This is a genomic window from Falsiroseomonas oryziterrae, assembly GCF_021864505.1.
Classification (GTDB): Bacteria; Pseudomonadota; Alphaproteobacteria; order Acetobacterales; family Acetobacteraceae; genus Falsiroseomonas; species Falsiroseomonas oryziterrae.
The window spans coordinates 1-2,173 of record NZ_JAKJIB010000480.1; the positions used below are offsets into that span (position 1 = coordinate 1).

Here is a 2,173-nt window from a genome sequence, read left to right on the forward strand (position 1 = left end):
GGAGGTGCCCGCGCGGCAGGCGGCGGTGGCGGGCCCGCGGGGGGGAGGCGTTGAGGATGCGTGCGATGATCCGGACCACGACCATGCTCGCGGCAGCACTGATCCTTGCCGCGCCCGCCTTCGCCCAGGCGCCGCAGGCCACGCCCGGCGCAACCCAGGACGCACCGCGTCCGGTGCCGCCGCAGGCCTTCCGCACGCCGGAAGAGGGTTTCGCCGCCCTCGTCGCCGCGCTGCAGGCCCGCAGCGATCGCCAGATCCAACGCGTGATCGGCAGCGAGAACATGCCGCTGATCCGCGATGCCGACGCCGCCGCGCGCCAGCGCGCGCGCGAGCGCTTCCTGGCCGCGCATGCCGAGAAGGCCGAGGTGGTGCGCACCGCACCCGACCGCGCCGTGCTGCAGGTCGGCAACGACGGCTTCCCGCTCGCCCTGCCGCTGGTGCAGCGCGGCGGGCTGTGGCGCTTCGAATCCGCCGCCGCGCGGCAGGAGGTGATCGACCGCCGCATCGGCCGCAACGAGCTCGACACCATCGAGACGCTGCGCGCCATCGGCGATGCGCAGGACGAGTACGCGCGCGACGCCGGCCGCCAGGGCGCCTTCCGCGCCTATGCGCGGCGCTTCTTCTCGACACCCGGGCAGCGCGACGGGCTGTTCTGGCCGACCGCCCAGGGCGAGCCGCCGAGCCCGCTCGGCCCCTTCGTCGCCGTGGCGAGCGCCGGCGGCTATGCGCCGCGCCGCGAGGGCGACGCGCCGCAGCCCTTCCACGGCTACCTCTTCCGCATCCTCGAGCGGCAGGGCCCGGACGCGCCCGGCGGCGCCTTCGACTACGTGGTGAACGGGCGGATGATCGGCGGCTGGGCGGTGATCGCGACACCCTACCGCCACGGCTCCACCGGCATCATGACCTTCATGATCAGCCACCATGGCGATGTCTGGCAGGCCAATCTCGGCCCCGACACCGCACGGCTGGCCGCCGGCATCACCGCCTTCAATCCCGGCCCGGGCTGGGAAAAGGTGGCAGAGTAGCCGGCGGCTCTCAGCCCGGCACGATGAAGCGCTTCGCCGCGCGGTCGTAGCTGCCGTAGCCGAGCGTCTCGCGCAGCTCGGCCGGCGGCAGCGCCGCGCTCGCCTCCGCCTCGCCGCGCAGTAGCGCGGCGAGCCCGGCCTTCATCCCGGCGATCGCCGGCGACAGCATGCCGGTCGGGTAGGTCGCGATGCGGTAGCCCAGCGCCTCGGCCTCGGTGCGGGAGGGTGTGGCGCGCGGCGCGCCGGGCGAGAGGACGCAGAAGCACGGCTTGCCGCCCGCCGCCGCGATGCCGCGCCGGATCTCGTCCTCGTCGGCCGGGCTGTCGAGGAAGAGGATGTCGGCACCTTCCTCGGCGAACAGCGCGATGCGCGCGACGGCCTCGTCGATGCCCTGCGTCGGCCGGCAATCGGTGCGCGCCAGCACCAGCACGCCCGACTCCTTCGCCGCCTCGACCGCCGCGCGGATCTTCATCCGCGCCTCCTCCCGCGGCAGGCAGGGCTTGCCGGCGGCGGTCAGCGCGCGCGGGGTGATCTTGTCCTCGATCAGCACCGCCGCCGCACCCGCGCGGCCATAGGCCTGCACCGTGCGCTGCACGTTCATCGCATTGCCGTAGCCGTGGTCGCCATCGGCCAGCACCAGCGTGTCCGGCGCGGCGTTGCGCACCATGGTGAAGCTGTCGAACATCTCGCCGAAGGAGACGAGGTCGAGATCCGGCCCGCCGAGCCGGCTCGCCGCGACGCAGGACCCCGAGAGGAAGGCCGTCCCGTAGCCGGCTTCCGCCGCGAGCTTCGCGCTGATGCCGTCCCAGACCGCGGGCATCACGATCAGGCCGGGCTGCGCGAGCAGCGCGCGGAGGCGGTCGGGCGGGGTCATGGCGTGTCCTCGGTGATCGTTGCCGCGAAGGCTAGACCCGGAGCGCGCGGGGCACCAAGGCACCCCGCGACCGTGACGACACCGTTCCATCGCAGGGCGCGCACGGGATAGGCTCGCCGCCGGGACAGTCCGGGAATGCCGTGCCATGCCGCGCACGCCGATCTTCGCCGCGCCAGCGCGTCGCCGGCGCGCGCGCAATCCATGAAGTCGCCGAAGGCGACCACCGCATCGCGCCAGTCGCGCCGCGGCGCGAGCGGCACCTCCACCTCCGTCA

The 2,173-nt window shown here is 74.4% G+C and carries 3 protein-coding genes; 1 reads left to right on the forward strand and 2 read right to left on the reverse strand.

The features are described 5' to 3' along the window. The first annotated feature begins 65 nt into the window (after nt 1-65). On the forward strand, nt 66-1,025 hold the full coding sequence (locus L2I40_RS22180) for a DUF2950 domain-containing protein (protein WP_237217470.1): 960 nt from the start codon (nt 66-68) through the stop codon (nt 1,023-1,025). A gap of 10 nt (nt 1,026-1,035) precedes the next feature. Here the strand turns inward: L2I40_RS22180 and L2I40_RS22185 are convergent, their stop codons facing one another. Continuing rightward, entirely contained in the window at nt 1,036-1,899 is an 864-nt protein-coding gene (locus tag L2I40_RS22185) for an isocitrate lyase/PEP mutase family protein (protein ID WP_237217471.1), read from the reverse strand. Continuing rightward, nucleotides 1,896-2,173 (reverse strand): hypothetical protein (locus tag L2I40_RS22190; protein WP_237217472.1); only part of this gene is annotated, 278 nt, incomplete at its 5' end. The genes L2I40_RS22190 and L2I40_RS22185, both read right to left, overlap by 4 nt.